15 protein-coding genes and 2 tRNA genes are annotated in these 18423 nt (G+C 60.3%); 3 read left to right on the top strand and 14 right to left on the bottom strand.

Annotated elements, in window-relative coordinates; translation table 11 throughout:
• Positions 1 to 4: 4 nt before the first annotated feature.
• The 14 genes from nuoF to GOB81_RS08960 all read right to left on the bottom strand — a co-directional run bounded on the left by nuoF (position 5) and on the right by GOB81_RS08960 (position 14137).
• Positions 5 to 1339, bottom strand: a complete 1335-nt coding sequence (nuoF, locus tag GOB81_RS08895; RefSeq protein WP_173570061.1) for an NADH-quinone oxidoreductase subunit NuoF — start codon at positions 1337 to 1339, stop codon at positions 5 to 7.
• Positions 1340 to 1354: 15 nt separating this feature from the next.
• The gene (locus tag GOB81_RS08900) at positions 1355 to 1984 is read right to left on the bottom strand and encodes a complex I 24 kDa subunit family protein (protein WP_173570062.1); all 630 of its coding nucleotides are present in this window, start codon (positions 1982 to 1984) and stop codon (positions 1355 to 1357) included.
• Positions 1981 to 3273 carry an NADH-quinone oxidoreductase subunit D gene (locus tag GOB81_RS08905; RefSeq protein ID WP_173570063.1) on the bottom strand — a complete coding sequence of 431 codons (1293 nt, stop codon included), beginning with the start codon at positions 3271 to 3273 and terminating at the stop codon, positions 1981 to 1983. The genes GOB81_RS08900 and GOB81_RS08905 overlap by 4 nt, the downstream gene beginning before the upstream one ends.
• A gap of 13 nt (positions 3274 to 3286) precedes the next feature.
• Positions 3287 to 3949 (bottom strand): NADH-quinone oxidoreductase subunit C, encoded by a 663-nt coding sequence (locus tag GOB81_RS08910; protein ID WP_173570064.1) that lies wholly within the window; start codon positions 3947 to 3949, stop codon positions 3287 to 3289.
• Positions 3942 to 4514: a NuoB/complex I 20 kDa subunit family protein gene (locus GOB81_RS08915; RefSeq protein WP_173570065.1), complete on the bottom strand. Its 573-nt coding sequence runs from the start codon at positions 4512 to 4514 to the stop codon at positions 3942 to 3944. Before GOB81_RS08915 ends, GOB81_RS08910 begins: the two co-directional genes overlap by 8 nt.
• Before the next feature lie 51 nt (positions 4515 to 4565).
• On the bottom strand, positions 4566 to 4931 hold the full coding sequence (locus tag GOB81_RS08920) for an NADH-quinone oxidoreductase subunit A (RefSeq protein ID WP_173570168.1): 366 nt from the start codon (positions 4929 to 4931) through the stop codon (positions 4566 to 4568).
• A gap of 443 nt (positions 4932 to 5374) precedes the next feature.
• Positions 5375 to 5449, bottom strand: a tRNA-Val gene (locus GOB81_RS08925).
• Positions 5450 to 5579: 130 nt separating this feature from the next.
• A complete protein-coding gene (locus GOB81_RS08930) occupies positions 5580 to 5864 on the bottom strand; it encodes an HU family DNA-binding protein (protein ID WP_173570066.1) in 285 nt (94 codons plus the stop codon).
• Positions 5865 to 6015: 151 nt separating this feature from the next.
• Positions 6016 to 8511 (bottom strand): endopeptidase La, encoded by a 2496-nt coding sequence (lon, locus tag GOB81_RS08935; RefSeq protein ID WP_173570067.1) that lies wholly within the window; start codon positions 8509 to 8511, stop codon positions 6016 to 6018.
• A gap of 241 nt (positions 8512 to 8752) precedes the next feature.
• Positions 8753 to 10018, bottom strand: coding sequence for an ATP-dependent Clp protease ATP-binding subunit ClpX (clpX, locus tag GOB81_RS08940; RefSeq protein WP_173570068.1), 1266 nt, complete (start codon positions 10016 to 10018; stop codon positions 8753 to 8755).
• Between the two features lie 123 nt (positions 10019 to 10141).
• Positions 10142 to 10780: an ATP-dependent Clp protease proteolytic subunit gene (locus GOB81_RS08945; RefSeq protein ID WP_173570069.1), complete on the bottom strand. Its 639-nt coding sequence runs from the start codon at positions 10778 to 10780 to the stop codon at positions 10142 to 10144.
• A 247-nt stretch (positions 10781 to 11027) separates the two neighbouring features.
• Positions 11028 to 12359, bottom strand: a complete 1332-nt coding sequence (gene tig, locus GOB81_RS08950) for a trigger factor (RefSeq protein WP_173570070.1) — start codon at positions 12357 to 12359, stop codon at positions 11028 to 11030.
• A gap of 121 nt (positions 12360 to 12480) precedes the next feature.
• Positions 12481 to 12565, bottom strand: a tRNA-Leu gene (locus GOB81_RS08955).
• Positions 12566 to 12703: 138 nt separating this feature from the next.
• Positions 12704 to 14137, bottom strand: a complete 1434-nt coding sequence (locus tag GOB81_RS08960) for an NAD(P)H-hydrate dehydratase (protein ID WP_173570071.1) — start codon at positions 14135 to 14137, stop codon at positions 12704 to 12706.
• A gap of 137 nt (positions 14138 to 14274) precedes the next feature.
• Here GOB81_RS08960 and GOB81_RS08965 point away from each other — a divergent pair, with 137 nt between their 5' ends.
• The 3 genes from GOB81_RS08965 to GOB81_RS08975 all read left to right on the top strand — a co-directional run bounded on the left by GOB81_RS08965 (position 14275) and on the right by GOB81_RS08975 (position 18417).
• On the top strand, positions 14275 to 14724 hold the full coding sequence (locus GOB81_RS08965) for a hypothetical protein (protein ID WP_173570072.1): 450 nt from the start codon (positions 14275 to 14277) through the stop codon (positions 14722 to 14724).
• A 173-nt stretch (positions 14725 to 14897) separates the two neighbouring features.
• Complete coding sequence (locus GOB81_RS08970; protein ID WP_242010153.1) at positions 14898 to 17087, top strand: DEAD/DEAH box helicase; 2190 nt, start codon at positions 14898 to 14900, stop codon at positions 17085 to 17087.
• Positions 17071 to 18417: a class I SAM-dependent RNA methyltransferase gene (locus GOB81_RS08975; RefSeq protein WP_173570073.1), complete on the top strand. Its 1347-nt coding sequence runs from the start codon at positions 17071 to 17073 to the stop codon at positions 18415 to 18417. The genes GOB81_RS08970 and GOB81_RS08975 overlap by 17 nt, the downstream gene beginning before the upstream one ends.
• Positions 18418 to 18423: the final 6 nt, after the last annotated feature.

Raw genomic sequence — 18423 nt, forward strand, 5'->3', positions numbered from 1 at the left:
AGCCTTACTCCGCCGCAATCGCTGCAACTGGCGTGCCGGCAGGCAACTGAACCTGCTGCGGACCGCCATGCTGCCGCTTGTAGTCGCGGATACGCTCTTCCATGACCGGGCGGAAATGCCGGATCAGACCCTGAATGGGCCAGGCCGCCGCATCGCCGAGCGCACAGATCGTGTGGCCCTCGACCTGCCGGGTGACCTGCTCCAGCATGTCGATTTCCTCAATCTCGGCGCGGCCTTCGACCATGCGGTTCATCACGCGCATCATCCAGCCCGTGCCTTCGCGACAGGGCGTGCACTGTCCGCAGCTTTCATGCTTGAAGAACTGCGAGAACCGGGCGATCGCCTTGATGATATCGGTGGATTTGTCCATGACGATCATGCACCCCGTGCCGAGGCCGGATCGCTCCGCACGCAGGCTGTCATAGTCCATCAGGACCGTCTCGCAGATGTCTTTCGGCAGCAGCGGCACCGAGCAACCACCCGGAATGACCGCCAGCAGATTGTCCCATCCGCCGCGAACGCCACCGCCGTGCTTCTCGATGATTTCCTTCATCGGCACGCCGAGCTCTTCCTCGAACACACACGGCGTATTCACATGGCCGGAAATGGCCATCAACTTTGTGCCAGCATTATTCGGACGACCGAGGCCGGAGAACCACGACGCACCACGACGCAGGATTGTGGAGGCAGAAGCAATGGACTCGACGTTGTTCACCGTCGTCGGGCAGCCATAAAGACCAGCACCTGCCGGAAACGGCGGCTTCATGCGCGGCTGGCCCTTCTTGCCTTCAAGGCTTTCGAGCAGTGCCGTTTCCTCGCCACAGATATAAGCACCCGCGCCACGATGCAGATAAAAGTCGAAATCCCAGCCAGTGCCAGCAGCGTTCTTGCCGAGCAGTCCGGCTTCATACGCCTCGTCGATGGCGATCTGAAGGTGACGCGCCTCGTTGTAGAACTCACCACGCACATAAATATATGAGGCGTGCGCACCCATTGCGAAGGAGGCGATCAGCGCGCTTTCGATCAGCTTGTGCGGCTCATGACGCAGGATCTCGCGATCCTTACAGGTGCCCGGCTCTGACTCGTCACCATTAATGACGAGGTAACGCGGCACTGGTCCGTCGCCTTTCGGCATGAAGGACCACTTCACACCGGTGGGGAAGCCCGCGCCACCACGACCACGCAGGGCGGACGCCTTCATCTCATTGACGATCCAGTCGCGACCCTTGTCAGTGATCGCCTTCGTGTCGTCCCAGTCACCACGGGCACGCGCCCCGGCCAGTCGCCAGTCGTTCTGGCCATACAGGTTGGTGTAGATCCGGTCCTTGTCACTCAACATCGTCGCAGATCTCCCTCAGCCCTGACCCGAACCGGTCTCTTCGAGCAGCACACGGCGGCCCCCTTCAGGGGCGCAGGCTTCACGGTTGATGGTCGGCCCCGGCTCCGGATAGTCGCCACGCTTCAGCGCTTCGATCAGCACCTCCGTGCGGGGACCGTCGAGGTCTTCGAAAAAGTCGTTATCCACCTGAAGGATCGGCGCGTTGGAGCAGGCCCCGAGGCATTCGACCTCGCTCAGCGTGAACAGGCCATCCTCGCTGGTTTCGCCGATACTGTGGATACCGGTCGCCTTCTTGCAGGCGGACAGCACATCGTCCGAACCACGCAGCCAGCAGGATGTCGTCGTGCAGACCTGAAGGTGATACTTCCCGATCGGCTTTGTGTTGAACATGAAGTAGAAGGTCGCAACCTCGTAAATACGGATCGGCGCGACTTCCAGCCTGCGGGCGACGGCGTCCATCGCCACGGTCGGCACCCACGCGCTGCCGGTCTGCCGCTTCATTTGGTTCTGGACGACATACAGAAGCGGCAGAGCGCCACTAGCCTTCCGTTCAGGCGGATACTTGGCGAGGATCGTTATGATTTCGCCTTCACTGATCTCATCGAATTCGAAGTGATCAGGCTGCGCATTTGTGACAGAACTCATCGGTCCACCTCACCAAAGACGAGATCCAGCGACCCGATGATCGCCACGGCGTCGGCCAGCATGCCCCGACGCGACAGTTCGTCGATGGCCTGTAGATGCGCAAAGCCGGTCGGACGGATTTTGCAGCGATAGGGACGATTGGTGCCATCAGCCACGAGATAGACGCCGAACTCACCCTTCGGTGTCTCGACCGCCGTATAGGTGGCGCCGGGCGGCACGTGATAGCTCTCGGTAAACAGCTTGAAGTGATGGATCAGCGCTTCCATCGACCGCTTCATTTCCGCACGCGGCGGCGGCGAGAATTTCGGGTCCTGCACCTTGATAGGGCCGGGTTTGATCTGCGCCAGCCCCTGCTTGATGATCTTCACGCTCTCGCGCATTTCGGCGACGCGGACGAGGTAGCGATCATAACAATCACCATGCCGGGCAACGGGAATCTCGAAATCGACCTTGTCGTAATTGTCGTACGGCTGAGAGCGCCGCAGATCCCACGGCACGCCGGACCCGCGCAGGCATGGACCACTCCAGCCCCACGCCAGCGCCTGCTCGCTGGTGAACACACCAATGCCGACCGTGCGCTGTTTCCAGATGCGGTTTTCCGTCAGAAGACCTTCAAGATCATCGATCCAGTTTGGAAACTCTTCAGCCCACGCAGCGATTTTCTCTTCCATCCCTGCAGGCATGTCACGCGCAACACCGCCGGGACGGAAGTAGTTGGCATGGAAACGGGCACCGGAAACGGCCTCATGGAACTCAAGAAGCTTTTCACGCTCTTCATAGCCCCAGAGCGCCGGTGTCACTGCACCGCAATCGAGCCCCATCGCCGTCAAATTGAGGATATGGTTCAGGATGCGGGTAATTTCCGCGAAGATGACACGAATCCATCTGGCGCGGTCTGGTGCCTGAATCCCCAGCAATTTTTCGGTTGCCAGCGCGAAAGCGTGTTCCTCGCACATGGGAGAGGCATAATCGAGCCGGTCGAAATACGGCAGAGCCTTGGGATAGGTCTTGTATTCGATCAGCTTTTCCGTGCCGCGATGCAGCAGGCCGATATGCGGCACGGCGCGGGCAACGACCTCGCCTTCCATCTCCAGCACCAGTCGAAGCACGCCATGCGCGGACGGATGCTGCGGGCCGAAATTCAGCGCGTGACTGTCGATTTCGACCGTCCGACGCTCCACTTCCTTGTCAGCGACCTCTTCCGGCAGCAACGCTTCCGGCAACACGCCTTCATCAAGCACGTCACGCTGGCCGTTCAGCCGTTCGTCCTGTTTCAGGGCCTCTGTCATGCTCCGGCTCCTGTCAGTTCAGCTTTTTCATGATCTGGCGCAGTTCGTGCGCCCGCTCGTCGCCCGGCAGCGTCAGCACGCCTTCCCAGGGAGAGACAAAATCGAAATCGCGGAAATCCTGTGTGAGGGTCACAGGCTCGCGCACGATCTGGCGTCGTTCCGGATCGTACCGGACCTCCGTGTAACCGGTCAGCGGAAAATCCTTGCGAAGTGGATGCCCCTCGAACCCGTAATCGCTGAGGATACGACGCAGGTCAGGCTGTCCGGAGAAGAGGACGCCATACATGTCGTAGCACTCACGTTCCCACCATGTGGCGCAGGGCCAGATCTGGTGCACGGAGGCAACCGGCGTCAGCTCATCCGTCGTCACGATCACGCGCACGCGCTGATTCAAACTGACGGAGAGAAGATTATAGACGACGTCGAACCGCTCGGGGCGCTGCGGAAAGTCCACGCCACACAGATCCATGAGCTGCTCGAAACGGAACCGGGGATCGTCCCGGAGCAGCATCATGAGAGGGATCAGCCGCTCACGATCGGCTCGCACGACCAGTTCCCCGCCTTCAATGGCAGCGGACGCGATACCGGGCAGCGACGTTGAGAGCGTAAAGGCGAGGTAGGAAGGGTAGGAAGAAGACCGTCCTGCCGGGACGGAAGCAGTGGATTGATCAGCCACGGAGAATCGTCCCTGTCCGGCGGATTTTCTTTTGCAACAGCATGATGCCGTAGATCAGGGCCTCCGCCGTGGGCGGACATCCGGGCACATAAACATCCACCGGCACCACGCGATCACAACCGCGCACCACTGAATAGGAATAATGATAATAGCCGCCGCCATTGGCGCAGGACCCCATGGAGATCACCCAGCGCGGCTCGGCCATCTGGTCGTAAACACGCCGGAGCGCTGGCGCCATCTTGTTGGTCAGGGTCCCCGCCACGATCATCACGTCTGACTGCCGCGGCGAACCGCGCGGGATGACTCCCATCCGGTCAAGATCGTAACGGGGCATGTAGGCGTGGATCATTTCCACGGCACAGCACGCCAGACCGAATGTCATCGGCCAGAGACTACCGGTGCGACCCCAGTTCACGAGCTTGTCGAGACTGGCGACCACGAAACCTTTTTCACTGATCTCGCCCGTGATGCCGCGCACAATGGCATCCTGTTCGGGTCCGGCCGGAACCATCTCGCGGTTCCAGACGATATTCTCGCCTGCGCCGCCGGCGTTCTCACCGCTCATTGCGTGTTCTCCACCCTGAATTCCGTTCACCGTCACGCGTGCAGGCTTCCATCAATCCCAGTCGAGAGCGCCTTTGCGCCACTCATAGAGAAATCCAATCCCGAGGACGCCCAGAAACCCCATCATCGAGAGGAAGCCGAAAAGACCGATTCTCGACAGGCTCACCGCCCACGGAAACAGGAAGGCCACCTCAAGATCGAAGATGATGAAGAGGATCGAAACGAGATAGAAACGCACGTCGAAACGGCGTCGCGCGTCATCGAACGCTTCGAAGCCACACTCATAGGCTGTAAGTTTTTCGGCGTAGGGCTTCTGGTGTCCGCAGACCAGCGAAGCGCCAAGCATGGCTCCCGCAATTACTACGGACAGCACTCCGAAAATCAGAACCGGAAGGTAGTCATCAATAACCGACGGCACGTCGTCCCCCGCAATGGCTTCCTGCTCCATCCCCGCGCCGAGAGGCTCGATACGATGGATTAACGTCGTCAAACTATGCCCTGAAATCCAGCGTGGCCAGTCTCAAGCAGGTGAAAGCACAAACTTTACCGTGAGCGGTTCAGTATGCTGAACAGTGTTCCGCATACCGACATCGCCCGTTCCCGCCCCCTTGCCATCCTTACGTCTCAGTCACGCCAGGACGTTTACGGATACCAATCTGTATACAATCATATACAGATGATGAAAGAGCCGATCCGGTTGAAGACCAACGTAATATTCTGGATTTCCGGGTTCACTGCCCCCAACACACCCGGCTACGGAAAGACCGGCGAGAGCGGTCACTCGCCCATAACATGACACGGAATGTCAGAGGATGAGCGTTCGGCAGGATGCCGCAGCATAAATTTTCATGGGAAGGGGAATGGTGGGCGATGACGGGATCGAACCGCCGACCCTCTCGGTGTAAACGAGATGCTCTACCGCTAAGCTAATCGCCCTTGGCGCACTGCTTAGCTAAAAGAGAATGATCAATCAAGAGCCCATATGGGTAAGCACAGCAGACAAAAAACAGGCGTGGCGACCATGGCCACCACGCCTGTTTTCAAAACACGCTCAGAATGCAGCAGATTAGCTGACTGCGTCCTTAAGTGTCTTGCCGGGCTTGAAACGCACGGACGTCGAAGCCGGAATATCGATTTCCTCGCCGGTGCGGGGATTACGGCCCTTGGTTGCCTTGCGGTGCGCCGTCACGAACGAACCGAAACCAACCAGACGGACTTCCTGGCCACCCTTGAGAGCCTTCTCAATGGCTGCGAAGACAGCATCAACAACCTCGCCAGCCTTCGCCTTGGGCAGGTCAACATCGTCTGCAACAACCGAGACGAGTTCCTGCTTGTTAAGCGGCTTGTCCATACATACGCCTTTCCATGTTCTGGTCTCGCGCGCGACGCATTGTCGCCGGAGACATTCCGCGGCGCACTATGAAGCCGTTTTTCGCCACGTCAACCGCCACAGACAGGCACGGGGAAGCAAAAATTGCTTCCCCGTCACACGCAACCGTTTTTTAGTGCGCGACTGCGATCATGCCTCCCGATGCAGCGATCGGTGTCAGCGACTCAGTTTCATCTTCCCACTCGATGGGCTGAGGCGCACGAACGAGTGCACGGGCAATCACCTCGTCAACATGGGACACCGGAACCAGCTCCAGATTTTTCTTCACTGCCTCTGGCAGTTCCGCAATGTCCTTTTCGTTGTCCTTCGGCAGAAAAACCGTCTTGATTCCGGCCCGCAGAGCCGCAAGCAGCTTTTCCTTCAGCCCCCCGATGGGAAGCACCCGGCCACGCAGGGTAATCTCACCCGTCATCGCCACGTCACGCCGCACGGGAATGCCTGTCAGGACACTGACGAGGGACGTCGCCATGGCGATACCCGCCGACGGACCATCCTTCGGAGTCGCCCCTTCCGGCACGTGAACATGAATGTCCCGCTTCTCGAACAGGGTAGGCTTGATGCCGAATGACGTCGCTCGGCTGCGAACATAGGACAGGGCAGCGGAAACGCTTTCCTGCATCACGTCACCCAGCTTACCGGTCTGCTTGATGTTGCCCTTGCCCGGCACCATCACGCTCTCGATCGTCAGGATCTCGCCACCGACCTCGGTCCAGGCCAGTCCCGTCACCACACCGACCATGTCGACGGCTTCGGTCTCGCCATGAGCGAAACGATGCACACCAGCGAACTTGGCGATATTTTTCTCGGTAACCGCGACCTTCTTCGCCTTGCCCGTGACGATCTCCTTCACGACCTTGCGGGCCACGTTAGCGATCTCGCGCTCAAGGTTACGGACGCCCGCCTCACGTGTGTAGAAACGGATCAGATCCATCAGCGCCGCATCGGAAATCGACCATTCCTCAGGCTTGAGGTTGTGCGATTCACTCTGCTTGGCGACCAGATGCCGCTTCGCGATGTTCAGCTTCTCGTCTTCCGTGTAACCGGAGAGACGGATGATCTCCATGCGATCCAGCAGCGGCTGGGGCATGTTGAGGCTGTTCGCCGTAGTGACGAACATCACATCCGACAGGTCGTAATCGACTTCGAGATAATGATCCGAGAAACTGCCGTTCTGCTCGGGATCCAGCACCTCCAGCAGTGCGGAGGACGGATCGCCGCGCCAGTCCGCGCCAAGCTTGTCGATCTCATCCAGCAGAAAGAGCGGGTTGGAAACCTTCGCCTTCTTCATGCCCTGAATGATCTTGCCCGGCATCGCCCCGATATAGGTGCGGCGATGACCGCGAATCTCGGACTCGTCGCGCACGCCACCAAGCGACATACGGACATATTGACGCCCGGTTGCCTTGGCGATGGCCCGTGCCAGCGTGGTCTTGCCGACGCCCGGCGGCCCCACGAGACACAGAATCGGACCCTTGACCTTCTTGGAACGGCTCTGCACCGCGAGATATTCAAGAATACGCTCCTTGACCTTCTCCAGCGCGTAATGATCCTCGTCGAGCACCTTTTCTGCGACATCAAGATCGTTCTTGACCTTGGTCGGCTTCTTCCAGGGCACGCCGAGCAGCCAGTCGAGATAGTTGCGCACCACCGTAGACTCGGCGGACATGGGACTCATGCCGCGCAGCTTTTTCAGCTCGCCGACAGCCTTTTCCCGCGCTTCCTTGCTCAGCTTCGTCTTGGCGATCTTTTCTTCGATTTCGGCCGTCTCGTCCTTGCCGTCCTCGCCCTCGCCAAGTTCCTTCTGAATCGCCTTGAGCTGCTCGTTCAGATAGTACTCGCGCTGCGTCTTTTCCATCTGCCGCTTCACGCGATTACGGATGCGCTTTTCCACCTGCAGGACACCGATCTCGGCTTCCATGTGAGCCAGGATCTTCTCAAGCTGCTTCGTCACGGACGGCAGTTCGAGAATTTCCTGCTTCTCGGAAATCTTCAGATTGAGATGGCTGGCAATGGTGTCGGCGAGCTTGGAGAGATCGCTGATCTGGTTGAGTGAAACCAGCACTTCCGCCGCGATCTTCTTGTTGAGCTTCACATACTGCTCAAACTGTCCAACTACGGCACGAGCCAGCGCTTCCGCCTCTTCCGTCGCGGGAGGAGCGTCCGTCACGAATTCGATATCGGCTTCGAAATAACCATCGACATCGTGCAGAGCCACCACTCGGGCGCGCTGGTTGCCCTCGACAAGAACCTTCACCGTCCCGTCGGGCAGTTTCAGAAGCTGAAGGATCGTGGAGATCGTGCCGAAACGGTAGATATCGTCCGGCCCCGGATCATCAACGGTCGCTTCCTTCTGCGCCACCAGCAGGATTTTCTTGTCGTCCTTGGTGACGGATTCGAGGGCTCTGACCGATTTCTCGCGTCCCACGAACAGGGGCACAATCATGTGGGGAAAGACCACGATATCGCGCAAAGGAAGGATAGCCACACGCTCCAGAACGGGAGCTTCCGGCTTTTTCGCGACGGCTTTTGTCTTAGTGGTGGCGCTTTCCGCCTCCGCAGGCTTCGTGCGCTTGCGGCGGGGCGTCGGTGTTTTGGTTTTTTCTGTCATGATGCCGACCTCCTGAATGGACGATCCGGCGATGCGCGCCCGGTCATGGCACGCCCATCGCCCGTCTGCCCCGGCAATGGGCGGACATTTCTCCCTCTGGCCGCTCCAGCGGTCATGGGGAGAGGTCGTTGATATGGATCAATATCGGGATGATTTCCGGCACTACAAGAGCCGGGCACAAGAAAGCGCCTGCCCTGATCCGGCAGGGCAGAGCGCATTCCGTATGGTGGTGTGTCAGGCGTCAGGCGGACTGCTCCGCAGGCTGATCCTTGCCTTTGCCGTAAACAAATACCGGCGACGCCTTTCCTTCAGCAACCTCCCTGTTCACCACGACTTCCTCGACATTTTCGAGGCCGGGAAGTTCGAACATGGTGGACAGCAGGATGTTCTCCATGATCGACCGAAGGCCGCGCGCACCTGTCTTACGCTCAATGGCGCGATGGGAGATCGCCTTGAGGGCGTCCTCGGTGAAGGTCAGCTTGACGTCTTCCATCTGGAAGAGCTTGCCATACTGCTTGACCAGCGCGTTCTTGGGTTCCGACAGAATCTGCACCAGAGCAGTTTCGTCCAGATCATCAAGAGTAGCTACAACCGGCAGACGACCGATAAATTCGGGGATCAGACCGAACTTGATCAGATCCTCAGGCTCGACATGCTTGAGGGTTTCGCCAGTGCGACGATCCTCGGGTGCCTGCACGTCTGCACCAAAACCGATGCCTGAGCCCTTGCCTCGCGCGGCGATGACCTTCTCCAGCCCGGCGAAAGCACCGCCGCAGATGAAGAGCATGTTGGTCGTATCCACCTGCAGGAATTCCTGCTGAGGATGCTTGCGACCACCCTGCGGCGGCACGGAAGCGACCGTGCCTTCCATCAGCTTCAGCAGGGCCTGCTGGACACCTTCGCCGCTGACGTCACGCGTGATCGAGGGGTTGTCCGACTTGCGGGAAATCTTGTCGATCTCATCGATATAGACAATGCCGCGTTGGGCCCGTTCGACATTGTAGTCGGCAGCCTGCAACAGCTTGAGAATGATGTTCTCGACATCCTCGCCCACATAACCGGCTTCGGTCAGCGTCGTGGCGTCAGCCATCGTGAACGGCACATCGATAATGCGGGCCAGCGTCTGCGCCAGCAGCGTCTTGCCTGAACCGGTCGGACCGATCAGCAGGATGTTCGACTTGGAGATTTCGACATCGCTGTTCTTCTGCGCATAGGCAAGGCGCTTGTAGTGGTTGTGCACCGCTACGGAGAGCACCTTTTTCGCGTCGAACTGACCGATCACGTAGTCATCGAGAGTCTTGCAGATCTCTTTGGGAGTCGGGACACCGTCACGCGACTTCACCAGCGTCGTCTTGTGCTCTTCACGGATGATATCCATGCAGAGTTCGACGCATTCATCGCAGATGAACACCGTCGGGCCCGCAATCAGCTTGCGAACCTCGTGCTGCGACTTCCCGCAGAACGAGCAATACAGTGTGTTCTTTGAATCGCCGGACTTTGCGTTCATCTGCAGTCCTCCAATCTTGGCCCCCTGAGGGACCATCCGGCCAGAACGCCGGATAAAGCAAAAATCGTAACCAGACCCCGAGGACGCATCAAGTGATCGTCAGGCATGTCGTTCCCCGAAGGCTCACGCCTTCTCCGGTGAACCGGCTTCGTGTTTCTTGATGACTTCATCGACAATCCCGAAGGATTTAGCTTCTTCGGCCGACATGTAGCTGTCACGTTCCAGCCGAAGCTCGATATCCTCAAGCGACTGTCCCGTGTGCTCACGATAGATCTCGTTCAGACGCTGGCGGATCGTCAAAATCTCGCGAGCTTGAATTTCGATATCGCTCGCCTGCCCCTGCGCACCGCCGGACGGCTGGTGAACCATCACGCGGGCGTTGGGCAGTGCATAACGCTTGCCCGGGGCACCCCCGGCCAGAAGCAGGGAACCCATGGAGGCCGCCTGCCCGATGCACACCGTGCTGACGGGGCTGCGGATGTATTGCATGGTGTCGTAGATCGCCAGACCTGCAGACACCACGCCACCCGGGCTGTTGATATAGAAGGAAATTTCCTTGTTCGGGTTCACGCTCTCCAGATAGAGGAGCTGAGCCGAAATCACGGAAGCGACCTGATCGTAAACCGGACCTGTCAGGAAGATGATCCGTTCCTGCAGAAGACGCGAATAGATATCGAACGCGCGCTCACCACGGGAGGTCTGCTCGACCACCATTGGCACAAGAGCATTGTTGTAAATTTCGACAGGGTTCGAATCCCACATCACATCAATTCCCGACTTGTATGCCGTACATCCTGCCCCGACCCTGACTCATTGACCAGAGGCCGGCGCACTCCGGAAAAAACGCCCGGTCTGCTTAAGATAGAGATAATCAGGACCAGCGCCACCCCATACGGTGAAAATCCTGCGTTTCCACCCATCCAGCCATCCTCTGAACAGACAAGCGGCACTTCTCCACAAAACGGGAGAAGTGCCGCGAATCGACCATTCAGTGGAATGGCGGAATATCTCAGACGCTGGCCGGAGGCATGTCTGACAGCTCTTCCGGCGTCACTTCCTTGTCTTCAACCTTCGCGAGTTCGATGATGTAATCAATCACCTTGTTCTCGAAGATCGGACCACGGAGAGACTCTGCCGCCTGCGGGTTCTTCGAGAAGAAGTCGAACACCGCCTGCTCCTGACCACGATAACGCATGGCTTCGGCGCGAACCGCACGGGCCATCTCGTCCTGCGTGACGGTGATGCCCTTGGCGCGACCGATTTCGGCCAGCAGCAGCCCCAGCTTCACGCGGCGCTCGGCGATCTTGCGATAATCGGCCTTGAGCGTCTCTTCGTCCTTACCCTGGTCTTCCTCGTCGAGCTCACCGGCCTTGCGGTCAGTTTCGACACGAGCCCAGATCTGCTCGAACTCAGCTTCGACCATGCCTTCCGGAGCCGGGAAGTCAGTCTTTTCAGCCAGCTTGTCGAGCAGGTCGCGCTTCAGGCGCAGACGGGAAAGCTGCTCATACTCGTCCTCGACCTGCTTCGTGATCAGCTCACGAATCTTGTCGAGATTCTCGAAACCGATCTTCTTCGCAAGGTCATCGTTGAGTTCAGCCTCGACCGGCTTCTTCAGCTCTTTGGCCTTGATGTCGAAGGTGACTTCCTTACCGGCAAGTTCCTCTGCGCCGTAATCGGCCGGGAAGGTCACGTTGATGACCTTTTCCTCACCAGGATTCATGCCTTCGATCTGCTCGGCAAATCCCGGAATGAAGCCTTCGCCGCCGATCTCGACATTGATGTCCTCAGCCGTGCCGCCCTCGAAGGGAACGCCCTCGTGCTTGCCGACAAAATCGACGACCACGACGTCACCGTGAGCGGCCGGACGAACTTCCTCGATCGCCACGAAATCACGCTGGCGCTTGGCAATGTCGTTCAGGGCCTTGTCGACTGTCGCTTCGTCAACCTTCGCCTTCAGACGCACCAGAGACAGGTCGGACAGGTCCGGTTCCTTGATCTCGGGAAGAACTTCCGTCTCGACCTTGAACTCGAGATCGCCCTTGCCGTCGCCACCGGACACGACATCGACCTTCGGCTGCTGGGCCGGACGAAGATTGCGCTCCTCAAGCAGGCTGCGCAGCGAATCGTTGACCGTCTGCTCCAGAATCTCGCCCTTCACGGCATCGCCGTAACGCTGGCGAAGGACCGGCAGCGGCACCTTGCCGGGACGGAAGCCGGGAAGATTGGCGGAAGCGCCGACTTCCTTGAGGCGCGCCTCTTCCTTCTTCTCGAGTTCGGCCGACGGAACGACCACGGTGAAGGCGTGCTTCAGGCCTTCGGAAAGCGTCTCAGTAACCTGCATATGCCCAGGCCATCCTCTCGTACGAACTCGTCAACACAAGGCGATCGTCATGCGACCGCCAGAAATCTTTTCGGCAGAACAATCATGGGGTGCAGCCAGGCCCCACCTCCGCAGGAAGGGCTGGTACGGGCGGAGGGACTTGAACCCCCACAGCTTACGCCACCAGAACCTAAATCTGGCGTGTCTACCAATTCCACCACGCCCGCGTGGCCTTAATCAGCGCAACCCAAAGAACGCCGAGGGCGCCCGATTACCGCAGACTGCCGGACACGGCAAGGTCGCACCCCATGTTTCCGTCCCCTGCGGTCAGGAAACCACCCGCAGCCTGCCTCCCATGTCTCAGCTCATCCGTCCACCTGCAGGCGTGTCGCCTTTTCGCGAGCGGCAGCGAGATGCACGTCCAGATCCTCGGCAATCAACCAGTCTCCCGCCCGCAACGCGGCCTCTCCATGCAGCCACACGCCGGCGCAGGCAGCCTCCCACGGCTCCATTCCGGCCGCCAGAAGCGCACCGATGATCCCGGTCAGTGTATCGCCGGACCCGGCTGTCCCCAGCGCAGGTGTCGCATGCGTATTCAGCGCCACCCGCCCATCCGGCGCGGCGATGATGGTGGTCGCACCCTTCAGCACCACGACAGCATCGACACGCTTCGCTGCGGCGCGCGCTGCCGCCAGCGGATCGCCGCCCGGCGCTCCGAATACGCGCGCGAACTCACCCCCGTGCGGCGTCAGCACAGCGGCCCCACGCAGCCGCTCTGGCGCATCTGCCGCCCAGGAGAAGGCACCAGCATCGGCGAGAATCTGCCGTTCCGCCGCGACAAGCTGAGGGAAAACCTGCTCCACCTCCTCCGGCAACAGACCGGGACCGCAGATCCATGTCTTGCGACGATGATCCTTCAGCAGGTCGGCGAGCGGCTCCTCGTCGATGATGAGGCCCGGTTCGCCCAGACGAAATGACGGCGCAGCCTTTCCTGCTGCAACGCGAACGAGCCCCGCCCCCGTCCGTCGTGCGGCAGCAGCGGCGAGACGGGCCGCTCCCGGCATGGCCTCGCCCGCACAAAGGCTGACCACCCCACGCGAATATTTGTGAGCCTCCAGCCCGAGCACCGGAAGTTTCCACAGTCCCGGTTTATTCTCCCACGTCCGCACCACGACTTCATCAAGCACGGATGCCGAAATCCCGATGTCTCTCACCACGAACTGCCCGAGATATTCCCGTCCGGGGAGCAGAAGATGCCCCGGCTTGGCACGAAAGAACGTCACGGTGAGGTCGGCTTTGCGGGCGTGCCCCCGCACCTGCCCCGTGCCGCCATCAATGCCGCTCGGCATGTCGATTGAGACGACCCGTTTCGCGGCAGCCAGCACGGAAGGAACCGGCTCCTCCACATCGCGACTTAACCCCGCACCGAATACGGCATCGATCACCAGATCGGCGCGAGCCGCCTCTTCAGGCGAAAAAGGAACGCGGGGGCCCCGAAACCGTGCGGCGACTGCGGCGGCATCGCTCCCCGCATGCGGCTCGGCAAGCGCCGCCACGGCAACCGGCCAGCCTGCCTCGGCCAGACGACGGGCCGCGACGTAACCGTCACCGCCATTGTTTCCCGGCCCGCACAGCACCAGCACACGACAGGGCTTCGCAAAGCGTCGCACGGCTCGGGCAACGGCTCGTCCGGCATTTTCCATCAGCACGGAAACAGGAACTGAGCGCGAGGCGACCTTATCTATAGCCCCCATTTCCTGCGGAGACGGCAGGGCAAACCTGTCATTCCTATCGGGCATTGCTGTTTCCTCCTGCATTCCGCCGCGCGACCGGATGGCCTCACATGATTTTGTGTGCAAACGCACCCGCTTGCGTTCGGCGCTCCGATTGGCGACACCATACGACCGTCAAAGCCGATCTGTCCGATGGAGTTCGCATGCCGCATATTCTCTGGAGTCTTGTCCTGACGCTCCATATCGCCGGAATGGCGCTGTGGGTCGGGGGCGCCACCTATGCCGTGATGATCCTGCGTCCCAGCCTGACACTGCTCGACAAGACGCAGCGCAGCGCCGTGCATCTGCTGACACTCAAGCGCTTTCTTCGCGTGATCTGGCATATCATGCCGATCGTGCTGATCACCGGCTGGCTGATGATTCTCCATGAAGGCGGTTTCGCTGTGATACCGTGGACAACAAACCTGATGCAGCTTCTCGGTTTGATCATGGCTGGGCTGTTCCTGCGCGTATTCTACGGCCCCTACCGGAAGGCCAGCCGCGCGATGCGGCCCCAGCAGGCAACGTTCGATTCCATCCGTTCGCTGATGCTCGGAGTCGTGGCCTGCGGCGTGCTGACCATTCTCTGCGCTTCGCTTGGGCATGGTCTCTGAAAGTTCATGAAACCCGAACCCTCATCTGTCCGCTGCCCCCAGTCGGGTGACACAGGAGCGCAACGGGTAACGCTTGATTTTTCACCCGGGACGGCCTACCGACAGGCACCGGTGTTTTACCGGTCCTTCCGTGCGCATCCGCCTTCTGGCGGCCGACATTATCTGAGAGCGACTTGAGCCCCAAAGCCTCCGACACGACCGAGAAAAAGCCGCGTAAAGCGGCCTCCCGCACTCGCGCCCGCAAGACCGGTGATACCGGTGATGCGGTAACGGCTAAGGCCGTCGCGCCTGAGGAAGAACCCTCGACGGCTGCCGCTGCGAAGCGGGCACCCGCGCGACGCCGGAAAGCGGCTGAGCCCATGACGGAAGCCCTGGCTGCTGAAGCCAAGGCGCCGGCGGCGAAGCCTGTCCGCACGCCCCGGAGAAAACCAGCGGCTGCGGCAAGCGAAGCCACAGTGCCGGAACCGGTAGCTGTCGCTGAAGAAGCTCCCCGGAAGCCCCGCCGTGCACCGCGCCGGAAAGCCGCACCGCCTGCTGAGGCCGTGAGCCCCGTGGCAGAGGTTTCTGCAAACGAGACAATCGAAGAAACTGCCCCCGCTCCGAAGGCGCGCGCCCGGAAAACGGCTGTGAAAGCCGCACCGGAGAAAACTGCACCGGCTGCGAAGAAGCCCGCGCCCCGCCGCAGGAGCGCAAAGGTCGCAGCGGCACCCGTTGAAACCGATACCATTGATGAAATCGTCGAGAATCGCCCGCTGCATGTGAGTGGGGCTCTGGACGGCGTCATCGAGACGGAAGCCACGATTGCCGCGCCTGTCGCAGTCGAGAGTGCGCCTCCTCAGCCGGTAGCGGAAAAAACAGCGGCTCCAGAAGCTGACAAGACGACATTCGCCGATCTCGGCCTGTCCGAACCGCTTCTCCGCGCTGTGCTGGACATGGGCTACATCCACCCGACGCCGATTCAGGCGCAGGCTATTCCGGCTGTCCTTCAGGGACAGGACGTACTGGGTGTCGCGCAGACCGGAACGGGCAAGACGGCGTCCTTCACGCTGCCGATGCTGGAGATCCTCTCCGGCTCCCGCGCCCGTGCCCGGATGCCGCGCTCACTCATTCTTGAGCCGACCCGCGAACTGGCCCTTCAGGTTGCCGAAAATTTCGTCAATTACGGTAAGCATCTCAAGCTGACCCATGCCCTGCTCATCGGTGGCGAGAGCATGGCGGACCAGAAGGAAGTGCTGAACAAGGGCGTCGACGTGCTGATCGCGACGCCGGGTCGTCTGATCGATCTGTTCGAGCGTGGCGGCCTGCTGCTCACCCAGACGCGGATTCTCGTCATCGACGAGGCCGACCGCATGCTCGACATGGGCTTCATTCCCGACATCGAGCGTATTGTCAGCCTGCTGCCGCCCCATCGCCAGACCCTGTTCTTCTCCGCCACCATGGCGCCTGAGATTCGTCGTCTGGCAGATGCGTTCCTGCGGTCTCCGAAAGAGATCACCGTCAGCAAGCCCTCAACGGTGGCCACCACCATCGAGACGGGTCTTGTCGTCGTCGAGGAAGACGACAAGCGCAAGATGCTGCGGAAACTGTTGCGGGCGGAAAATCTGCAGAACGCTATCATCTTCTGCAACCGCAAGCGCGATGTGGACGTGCTGCTGAAGTCACTGCTCAAGCATAGCTTTTCGGCTGGCGCGCTGCATGGCGATCTGCCGCAGTCGGTGCGGTTCCAGACGCTGGAAAAATTCAAGTCCGGTGAACTGAAGCTGCTGGTCTGCTCCGATGTGGCGGCACGCGGTATCGATATCGGCGGCCTGTCGCACGTCTTCAACTTCGACCTGCCGTTCCATGCCGAGGACTATGTTCACCGCACCGGACGCACTGGCCGCGCCGGAAAGGAAGGCAAGGCCTACAGCCTTGCGACGCCTTACGAGCGCAAGCTCGCCGAAGCGATCGAAACCCTGACGGGCAAGCCCATTCCGCGACTGGAAGTGGAAGGACTCAGGCAGCTCGACTGGGCCAGCGACGAGGAAGCGCGGGCCAGTCGCGGCAAGAGGCGGAAACGCAACACCCGCGAGCGCGAGCCCGAACAGCGTCCGAAGCCGCAGCAGGAAGAGCGCCCACGCAAGGCGCCGGTTCCTGAGGCAGTGGTGGCTGTTGCTCCTCCGGTTGCTGAACGCGAGGAGCGCCGTCCGGCCAATGGTCGTGATCGCAAACCGGATCCCCGTCGCAATCGCGGTTCGGAAATTGCCGATGCGCCTGCGGAAAGCGTGGTTGGATTCGGGGCCGACATGCCTGCCTTCATGAACCTGCCTAAACGGGTTCCCGTGAAGTTTGACACCACGACCGACGATGTCCCGGAGGCCTGAGCGGGGACGACATTCTCGTCCTCGCCGGGAAACGGCCCCATTAGATCAAACGCCGCGCCGTTATCGCATTGACGCGCTGGGCAGCAGTGGCGATGGCATAGGCTGTTTACTCGACTCCGAGGCTGACGCTTCTCCGGTTTTCATTCCCTTTACGGCTCCCGGGGATGAGGTGCTGGCCCGAATGGTCAGCACCGACCGCGCGATTGTCGAGGAATTGCTGGTTCCCGCACCAGAGCGTGTCACCCCTCCGTGCGATCTGTTCGGTGTGTGTGGCGGCTGTGCGCTTCAGCATCTGTCTCCGGCATGGATTCTCGAGTGGAAGAAATCCGAGATCGCCACGGGCTTTCTCAAAGCGGGCGTCACTGATCTTCCCGAAATCCGGGCTTTCCAGACACCGCCCGCGACACGTCGGCGAGCCGATCTTGCGGCGAGACGAACACATAACGGCGTTACCCTCGGCCTGCACCAGCGCGGGGGCGCAGTGATCGATCTGACGGAATGTGCGTTGCTGCATCCCGCCATTGTCAGCCTGCTGCCCGCTCTGCGCGGGATGCTGGAACGTCTGGACCTCTTCCGGCGTGAAGCCGATCTTCTGGTCAATCTGCTCGATTCGGGGCCTGACCTGCTGCTCGCTTCCGATGGCGTTCCTTCAACGGCGGACCGCACCAAGCTGGCCGATTTCTGCCGGTCGCACGGCATTTCCGGACTCGCGTGGAAACCGAAAGAATCGCTGGATAAGTCGGAAACACTGGTTCGGCTCGCCCCTGCTACCGTTGCTTTTGGCGATGTGCGGGTAGAGCCGCCTCCGGGTGCGTTTCTTCAGGCGAGTCGTGAAGGAGAAGGCGCGATTCGCGATGCGGTCATCGAAGCACTTCCCCCGAGTCCCGGTCGCAAGTCGAAAATCATCGAACTTTATGCGGGCTGCGGCACGCTGACCTTCCCGCTGTCCGCCCATGCACGTGTTGAGGCATTCGAAGGCCATCCCGACGCGGTGCAGGCGCTCTCCAGAGCCGCCGTAGGGCAGCGAATCGACGTCTCTTTGCGCGATCTCAACCGTCAGCCGGTTGAGGCCAAGACCCTCAGCACCGCTCTGGCCGTGGTTCTCGACCCTCCCCATGCGGGAGCCGGGCTGCAAATGACCCAGATTCTGGACGGAAAACCTGCCGCCCTCATCTATGTCAGCTGCAATCCGCGCATCCTGTTCCGGGATACGGCATTGCTGCTGAAGGCGGGTTATCGCGTCGATTCGGTGATGGTGATCGACCAGTTCCTATGGTCAGCGGAAACGGAAGTCGTGTGCCGGTTTTCACGGAAACGGCAACGGACCTGAAAGCCC

The sequence above is a fragment of the Acetobacter conturbans genome (assembly GCF_011516755.1).
GTDB classification, from domain to species: domain Bacteria; phylum Pseudomonadota; class Alphaproteobacteria; order Acetobacterales; family Acetobacteraceae; genus Acetobacter; species Acetobacter conturbans.